Annotated in this window: 7 protein-coding genes; 4 read left to right on the top strand and 3 right to left on the bottom strand. The window is 46.1% G+C overall.

Annotated features, from left to right (window positions below; genetic code table 11):
* The first annotated feature begins 187 nt into the window (after positions 1 to 187).
* The 4 genes from AACT21_RS03345 (at position 188) to AACT21_RS03360 (ending at position 4,834) form a co-directional block, all read left to right on the top strand.
* Positions 188 to 1,399, top strand: coding sequence for an aspartate aminotransferase family protein (locus AACT21_RS03345; RefSeq protein ID WP_026027324.1), 1,212 nt, complete (start codon positions 188 to 190; stop codon positions 1,397 to 1,399).
* A 66-nt stretch (positions 1,400 to 1,465) separates the two neighbouring features.
* Positions 1,466 to 2,485 (top strand): arginine N-succinyltransferase, encoded by a 1,020-nt coding sequence (astA, locus tag AACT21_RS03350; RefSeq protein WP_094163773.1) that lies wholly within the window; start codon positions 1,466 to 1,468, stop codon positions 2,483 to 2,485.
* 31 nt (positions 2,486 to 2,516) lie between these two features.
* Positions 2,517 to 3,974 carry a succinylglutamate-semialdehyde dehydrogenase gene (astD, locus tag AACT21_RS03355; RefSeq protein ID WP_094163775.1) on the top strand — a complete coding sequence of 486 codons (1,458 nt, stop codon included), beginning with the start codon at positions 2,517 to 2,519 and terminating at the stop codon, positions 3,972 to 3,974.
* A gap of 68 nt (positions 3,975 to 4,042) precedes the next feature.
* Positions 4,043 to 4,834 (top strand): DUF1338 domain-containing protein, encoded by a 792-nt coding sequence (locus tag AACT21_RS03360; protein ID WP_094163777.1) that lies wholly within the window; start codon positions 4,043 to 4,045, stop codon positions 4,832 to 4,834.
* Between the two features lie 75 nt (positions 4,835 to 4,909).
* Here the strand turns inward: AACT21_RS03360 and AACT21_RS03365 are convergent, their stop codons facing one another.
* The 3 genes from AACT21_RS03365 to AACT21_RS03375 form a co-directional block, all read right to left on the bottom strand.
* The gene (locus AACT21_RS03365; RefSeq protein WP_017047285.1) at positions 4,910 to 5,323 is read right to left on the bottom strand and encodes a hypothetical protein; all 414 of its coding nucleotides are present in this window, start codon (positions 5,321 to 5,323) and stop codon (positions 4,910 to 4,912) included.
* A 10-nt stretch (positions 5,324 to 5,333) separates the two neighbouring features.
* Positions 5,334 to 6,515, bottom strand: coding sequence for a porin (locus tag AACT21_RS03370; protein WP_017047286.1), 1,182 nt, complete (start codon positions 6,513 to 6,515; stop codon positions 5,334 to 5,336).
* Between the two features lie 76 nt (positions 6,516 to 6,591).
* The coding region (locus tag AACT21_RS03375) for a methyl-accepting chemotaxis protein (RefSeq protein WP_094163779.1) at positions 6,592 to 8,095 on the bottom strand (1,504 nt) is incomplete at its 5' end.

An 8,095-nucleotide genomic window follows, 5' to 3' on the forward strand; every position in this document is an offset into this window, starting at 1 on the left:
AATAATCATAAGTAGTGACGATTATCGGTACTTCTGCCGATCTAAAAGAATAAATCACTATTGAAATGGTTAATAATTTGTAAATACAATGCTGCATTAGCTAAAAAGCAAAACAATATCTTCCACTCAAGCGTTTAATAGGAAGATCGCAGTCTGCTTGGCATGCGGTATCAAGAGGGAATGTGTAATGACAGTGGAAAATAGTGTAGATCGCAGTCTGTTTGATGAGGTGATGGTCCCTTGTTATAACCCGATGGAAATGATTCCAGTTAAAGGGCAGGGCTCTCGAGTGTGGGATCAACAAGGTCATGAATACATCGACTTTGCTGGCGGTATTGCAGTGAGTTGTTTGGGCCATTGCCATCCGGCGATGGTTGATGCGATCACCAAGCAAGCCAATAAGTTGTGGCATCTCAGTAACGTGATGACTAATGAGCCTGCTTTGCGCTTGGCGAAAAAATTAACGCAAGTCAGTTTTGCTGAAAAGGTGTTTTTTGCTAACTCCGGCGCGGAAGCTAATGAAGCGGCGCTCAAACTGGCGCGTCGCTGGGCCGCTGATGTCCATGGTGAACAAAAGTCAGAAATCATCGCCTTTAACCAAGGCTTCCACGGCCGTACTTTCTTTACAGTGACGGTCGGGGGGCAAGCGACTTATTCCGATGGATTTGGTCCTAAACCTGCGGATGTTACCCACCTACCGTATAACGATATTGAAGCGTTGCAAGCACACATCTCTGATCGCACTTGTGCGGTAATGATGGAACCCTTGCAAGGCGAGGGTGGCATTGTGTCGCCTTCGGCTGAGTTTGTCCAAGCCGTGCGTGAATTGTGCAATAAGCACAACGCCCTGTTGATCTTTGATGAAGTGCAAACCGGTAATGGCCGCACTGGTGAGTTCTATGCTTATCAAGGATTGGGCGTCACGCCGGATATTTTAAGTACCGCGAAATCACTCGGTGGCGGCTTCCCTATTGGCGCTATGCTCACCACAAACGAATTAGCCGCGCATTTTAAAGTGGGCACTCACGGTTCGACTTATGGTGGCAACCCACTGGCTTGCGCGGTAGCAGAAGCGGTAGTTAATGTGGTTAGTCAGCCAGAAACCTTGGCTGGCGTGAAAGAGCGTGAAGCGCTCTTTCGTGAAGGATTGGCTAACATTAATGAGAAGTACCACATTTTTAGTGAAATCCGTGGTAAAGGTCTACTGCTTGGCGCGGCATTAAATGAGCAGTGGCAAGGTCGCGCTCGCGATATCCTACAAGCCGCGGGCAAGCAAGGTTTACTGGTGTTGGTTGCGGGTATGAACGTGGTTCGTATGACGCCTTCATTAGTGATCACCAAACAAGAAATAGAAGAAGGCTTAGCAAGATTAGATAAAGCTATTGCATCACTCATGTAGTGAAAAAGCCTAGCAGCCCAAGGTAGGATGCCTTGGGCCACTTCAAGCATCTGGAGGGAAGTATTGATGCTAGTTGTTCGCCCTATCGCAATGTCGGACTACGATGCGCTACACACATGCGCTATTGAATCCGGTCACGGGTTTACATCACTACCCGTGAATGAAAAGCTCTTAACCAACCGTATTACTCATTCTGAATACAGCTTCGCTAAACCCGACGTCTCAGAGCCAGGAGATGAAGGTTACCTGATGGTCGGTTTTGATTCTGAAACTGGTGAGGTAGCAGGGACGACTGGCGTTGAGGCATCGATTGGCCATGACGTGCCGTTCTATTCTTATCACATCAGCACGATCGTGCATTCGTCGCCTAAGCTGAAGGTTAACAATACCGTCAAGTTGCTTACTTTTGGTAATAACTACACTGGATGCAGTGAAATTTGTACGCTTTTTTTACGCCCAGATTTTCGTCAAGGGTTGAATGGGCGTTTGATGTCGAAATGCCGTTTTCTGATGATGGCGGAACACCCACATCGTTTTTCTAAAACCATCTTTGCTGAAATGCGTGGTGTGTCTGATGCCGAAGGCAACTCGCCCTTTTGGCAATGGCTGCAAGAGCATTTTTTCTCGATTGATTTCACTATGGCTGATTATTTAACCGGCATTGGTAAAAAAGGGTTTATTGCTGATCTGATGCCCAAACTGCCGATTTACGTCAACTTATTGAGTAAAGAGGCACAGGCGGTGATTGGTCAAGTGCATGACAATACCCGTCCAGCGTTAACGCTACTCGAGCGTGAAGGATTCACCTGCCGTAACTATGTAGACATTTTTGATGCAGGTCCAACGGTTGAGTGCGATTTGCGCAATATCGAATCCGTACGTCACTCGGTGCGAGCTAAAGTGGAAGTGGCCGAGCATTCAAGCTCGCAAGATTATCTTATCTGCAATAGCTCGTTTGAAAACTTTCGTTCTACTGCTGCAAAAGGTGCTTATAACCGCGAAACGGAAACGGTGATCATCTCACCTAAAGTGGCGCAAGCTCTATTGGTTGATAGTGGTGATTTTGTTCGAATTTTGGCGCAGTAAAATAGGTACATTGGAAGGTAAGGATTAATAGATGACTCAGTGGATTGCAGGTGAATGGTTAGCTGGACAAGGCGAGGCAATGCTTTCGCTTAGTCCCTATAACAATGAGACGATTTGGCAGGGCGATAGCGCCACACCCGCGCAAGTAGAAGCTGCGGTAACGGCGGCAAGAGTCGCATTTATAGAATGGAAAAAACGTCCTTTTGTTGAGCGTGAGCAATATGTCTTAGCCTTCGCTGAAAAAGTGAAACAGCGCAGTGAAGAGCTTGCGCAGATCATCGCCAAAGAGACAGGAAAGCCACTTTGGGAAACGCGTACTGAAGCGGCAGCGGTGGCGGGTAAAATCGCTATATCCATTCGAGCTTATCATGATCGCACTGGTGAAAACACACGCAAAGCAGCGGGTAATCAACTGGTATTGCGTCATCGTCCATTGGGCGTTCTTGCGGTTTTTGGTCCGTATAATTTCCCTGCCCACCTGCCGAATGGTCATATTGTGCCTGCACTTTTAGCGGGTAATACGGTTGTGTTTAAACCTTCAGAGCAGACTCCGTGGACGGGTGAGTTTGTGATGAAGTTGTGGCAAGAAGCCGGCCTACCTGCGGGTGTACTTAACCTAGTGCAGGGCGCGAAGGAAACGGGTATTGCGCTTGCTCAGGCCAAAGGCATTGATGGCCTTCTTTTTACTGGCAGCGCCAATACAGGTCATTTACTCCATCGCCAGTTTGCTGGGCAGCCGGGGAAAATGCTGGCTTTAGAAATGGGCGGCAACAACCCAATGGTTATCTCTAAGCAGTATGGCGAGCTTGATGCGGCAGTGTATACCATTATTCAATCCGCATTTTTAAGTGCAGGCCAGCGGTGTACCTGTGCGCGGCGTCTTTATGTTCCAGAGGGAAATGAAGGCGATCGATTGCTTGAAAAGCTGGTCAGTGCCACTCAAAAATTGCGTATTGATCACCCCTTTGCTGAGCCAGCACCTTTTATGGGGCCACAAATATCACAAGCGGCGGTGCAGTTCATTCTTGCTGCTCAGGACAATTTACGCGCCTTGGGTGGCGTCAGCTTGCTGGCCGCGACACCTTTGCAGGCGGCGTTTGTCACTCCGGGCATTATTGATGTCACCGCAGTTAGCCAATTGCCTGATGAAGAGTATTTCGGACCATTGTTACAAGTCGTGCGTTACCAAAGCTTAGAGCAAGCGGTACAACTGGCTAATGAAACTCGCTTTGGTTTATCGGCAGGCTTGGTGTCGACCAATGATGCCGAATGGGACTACTTTGTCGATCATATCCGCGCTGGCATTGTAAATCGTAATCGACAATTAACCGGAGCCAGTGGTGATGCACCGTTTGGTGGGCCGGGAGCGTCGGGAAATTTAAGACCAAGCGCCTATTACGCGGCTGATTACTGCGCATACCCAATGGCATCAATGGAAGGTCGTTCGACTGAACTGCCTGCCACGCTCAGCCCTGGGGTTGAGCTATAGCAGTAAACTTTATCTAAAACCCCATGCCGACTAGCATGGTTTAAACCGAGCACAGACAAGGAGGCGTTATGACGCCAAACGTTTTATTTCAATCATTATGGAATGACTACATTCAGCGCCTTTGCCCTTCTGCCGACAAAGTCCATCACTTGCTTCAAGAAGAGGAAGCGTTGATTAATGACCATATTGCGTTGCGAACCTTCAATGTTGCGCCATTAGGTATTGAAACGCTGGCTAAGCCTTTTCTTGCCTTAGGCTACGTTGCCTGTGGTGATTATGTGTTTGAAAGTAAGAAGCTGGTAGCGAAGCACTATGAACACCCTGATCCGACTCAGCCTAAAGTATTCATAAGCGAGCTGAAAGTGGAAGAGTGCTCACCTGCACTCCAAGCCATTGTGGAGAAGCTGGTACATCAAGTCGATAGCAATAAATTAAACAGCAGTGACTTTTTATATGGCGGTCGTCTATGGCAACTCAGCTACAGCGATTATTTGCAGCTTGCCAACGAAAGTGAATACGCCGCTTGGTTGGCGGCGCATGGCTATGGCGCAAACCATTTCACTGTTAGTGTTAATCAACTGCAGGCGTTTAATGAAGTGAAAGCGGTCAATGAGCATCTACGCCAAGCGGGTTTTACCATCAATGAAAATGGTGGAGAAGTGAAAGGTACACCTGATGTGCTGCTTGAGCAGTCGTCGACCATGGCCGATAAAGTACCGGTGCAATTTACGGAAGGGGTGGAGGTGATTCCCGGTGGATTCTATGAATTTGCCAAACGCTATCCAATGGCCAACGGTGAACTCTATAGCGGTTTTGTGGCGGCCTCTGCAGATAAGATATTTGAAAGCACAAATAGCTAACAATAAGGGCTGATAAAGACACAGGCCAGTGGCATTACCTCCACTGGCCTTTTTTACAACAAAAGTAGCTTAGATTTAAGGTGTGTAAACCACTTTGACTTGGTCTGTGACTTCGCTTGAGTCGATATAACCAATTGCTGCTGCATTTTGGCTCACTTCAGCGATAGCTGCGGCACTTGAAGCAACGGTTTTGGGTGGGTTAGCTTTGCCAGTAAAAACCAATTTTGCCCAATAAGCTTGTAGCTGAGACTCTGATTTATTCGTGACCTTTTCGTGAAACTCAATGCGTATCGGCGTACCATCAGCGTACTCAATCACAATCGGTTCAGTGCCATTCGGGAGCTGTTTTAATTTGCCTAAAAATAGCTTTTTCACATCACTATCGCTTAGTTGGTCAACACCACTCAGGTTACTTATCACAACAGGTGCAGAGAATGCAGACAATGACAAGGTCGATAAGCTCAAGAGCATTAAGATAGTTTTAATCATTCTGCACTCCTTAAAAAACGCCATCAAGGCGAATAGAGTAAATCAAAGAGTCATCTTCTAATGCTTTGCCTGTATTGCCAAAGTTAGTACTACCGATGAGGCCTGAGGTATCACCAAAATTATCGATCATAGTGACATCTGCTTTAATGGATAAGTTAGAGAGCAAGTCATAACGGACACCAGCGGAGTATGCATTACGCTCTGCATCGAACAACCAAGCGCTTGGAATATTGGCTGTGCCAGTATTGATCAACTTACCGATGCGCTCGTCGTCATCTTTGGTTCTAAGTGTTGCTACGCTAACATAAGGCACCCAAGACTGAATCCGATAACCTAAGGTTGCATACGCGGAGTCGACATCTGAATATTGCCCTTCGACTTCGGTACGAGTTAGCTCTGTGACAAAGAGCAGTGAGCCATTGTCATAGCTTAAGCCTGTACCATAGAATTTAGCGATAGTATCTGGAGCGACAACTTGTTTAAATACGCTGTGTCCTGATGTGATTTTTGTCGTGCCGTAGACGGCTCGTATGGTTAGATAATCGTAATTCCAACCTAGACTGGCGCCATACATATAGTTGTATTCTGTATTATTGTCAGACGTTTTACTTTGGCCTGCAAAGGCTTGTAAGTAGAGGGTTGACTCATCCATTTCCACGTCATAGGCGATATCACCGCCTAAGTAAGAGTTGAATGGCACATTGCCATAAACTTCAACGGGCGGGCGAGCCCAGGGCTGGGCAAAGCCTACATCAATATAATCAGAGTACATATAGAGAGGTACACGCAACTTACCCGCTCTGACGGTAACGTAGTTATCAAATGTGTGTTTGAGATAAGCCCATTCTATGTCGGGTGAGAAGTCATCACTGCCACGTGCGATTAACTGAGTGACGAAACTGGTTTTATCCGCCAAACTAAACTCGGCTTGAAGCCCAACTAAACTCAGTTCATCAAAGCTATAACTGTCTCTGGAACTTGCATAGCCTAGCTTGTTACTCGAACGAGTCACTCCCACACTAAAGAACCCATTGAATTTGATACTGTCTTGCCAGCTACTGCTGGATGAGCTTTTCAGTATCGCCAATTCATTTTCTAGCTGCGAAACTCGTGCTTCAACCGATTCGTCGGCGATACTAAGCCCGGGTAATAGCATTAGGGCAGGGTAAAGGCTGTATTTTGCTTTTATCATGATTACTCCTATGTATCGAAAATGGCATCATGCCGTTCACTTTCACATACTGCAGAGAGTGAGTTTTACTGAGAATTTAAACTTTATATTGTCGAATAACATCGCTGAGGTTTTGTGTGACGCTTTGGATGTCCGTACTGATCCCATCCAGTGCTCGAGAGCCGTCAGACACTGAGCGGGAGATTTCATCCATATCTTGTATGTTGTCGAAAATGATTTTTGAAGTGCGGTTTTGTTCTTCTGTCGCGGCGGCAATTTGTTGGTTGAGCTGAACAATACTTTTAACTTTCTCCGTGATATTGACCAAAGCCACTCCAGATTGCTCAGACTCAGATACTGTATTGGAGGCACTTTGTTGCCCTTTGGTCATGGCATCCACAACTAATGATGAGCCCTTTTGTATTTTTTCAAGAACTTGCTGAATTTCTTCAGTAGAGGATTGAGTGCGAGAGGCTAAAGTCCGAACTTCATCGGCAACCACGGCGAACCCTCGCCCTTGTTCACCAGCTCGAGCAGCTTCTATCGCGGCATTTAAGGCAAGTAAATTCGTTTGCTCGGCAATGCTGCGGATGGTGTTTAAGATCACTCCCGCATTATTGGTATAAGATTCGAGCTCATTTACCACTTGAGCGGCTTGGTTGACGTCTTTGGCTAAGTGTTCAATCGAGACAATCGTGCTTTCTACAACTGCGCTGCCAGTTTGCGCCGTATCATTTGCTGAAGTGGCTTCTGAAGAAGCGAATGCTGCATTTTCAGCAATAGAGGTCACGCTATCGGAAAGAGAGTTCACCGCAGAAGAGACCGATTGCATGATGCTTTCTTGAGAGCGAACTTGTTGTGACGTGTTGGAACTGGTACTAGAAAGCCGTGATGAAACACTTTCTAAAGTGGCAATGGTTTCACGAGTTGAATTTAAACTTTTATGTATTTTAGAAATGAATTGGTTAAACCAATATACTAAATCGGCTACTTCATCACGGCCATTATAATTAATACGAACCGTGAGGTCGCCTTCCCCTTCGGCTATTTCTCTTAGCGATCCGGTGACTTGTTCAATTGAGCTAACTACGCTTTTTATTACGACCAATGCCACGATAATTAAGACGAGAATAGTTACCGCCCCTAAACCTATGCCGATGTGAATGGAACGTTGAGCCGATGAAATCGTCTCCTCTACGGTTTGATTGAAATCGACATTACTGGCTTCAACTAACGCTTTAAATTCACTATTTAATTGTTCTAAAAATTCGTTCGACTGTTTTGCTCTGGCAGGTAAAGTCGCAAAATCTGTGCTGCCATCAATAAGTGATGCTGCAATATCAAACGCAATTTCTTGATAGCTATTGAGTAATCTCTTTAGGTTCTCAACGAGAGCCGCGTGTTGAGGTGACACTCTTTTTAAATTATTGAGCTCCTCATTGATTAAGTTTAAGTAGTTTTTAGCGCTGTCCATCAGTTCATCATCACCAGTGCTAACCGCAGTTTGCAGTGCTTGGTCTAGATTTTTTATAGTATTGCGAGCATTAGTTACTGAGCTTAATGCGGGGAAATATTCATCGCGTATCTGCTCAATACTGAGT

Origin of the sequence: Vibrio sp. V08_P9A1T1, from assembly GCF_963874405.1 — a bacterium.
Classification (GTDB): Bacteria; Pseudomonadota; Gammaproteobacteria; order Enterobacterales; family Vibrionaceae; genus Vibrio; species Vibrio anguillarum.

Excerpts from the sequence above, each read along its gene's own strand:
- AACT21_RS03345 (WP_026027324.1), top strand. The coding sequence starts at position 188 with ATGACAGTGGAAAATAGTGTAGATCGCAGTCTGTTTGATGAGGTGATG.
- astA (WP_094163773.1), top strand. The coding sequence starts at position 1,466 with ATGCTAGTTGTTCGCCCTATCGCAATGTCGGACTACGATGCGCTACAC.
- astD (WP_094163775.1), top strand. The coding sequence starts at position 2,517 with ATGACTCAGTGGATTGCAGGTGAATGGTTAGCTGGACAAGGCGAGGCA.
- AACT21_RS03360 (WP_094163777.1), top strand. The coding sequence starts at position 4,043 with ATGACGCCAAACGTTTTATTTCAATCATTATGGAATGACTACATTCAG.
- AACT21_RS03365 (WP_017047285.1), bottom strand. The coding sequence starts at position 5,323 with ATGATTAAAACTATCTTAATGCTCTTGAGCTTATCGACCTTGTCATTG.
- AACT21_RS03370 (WP_017047286.1), bottom strand. The coding sequence starts at position 6,515 with ATGATAAAAGCAAAATACAGCCTTTACCCTGCCCTAATGCTATTACCC.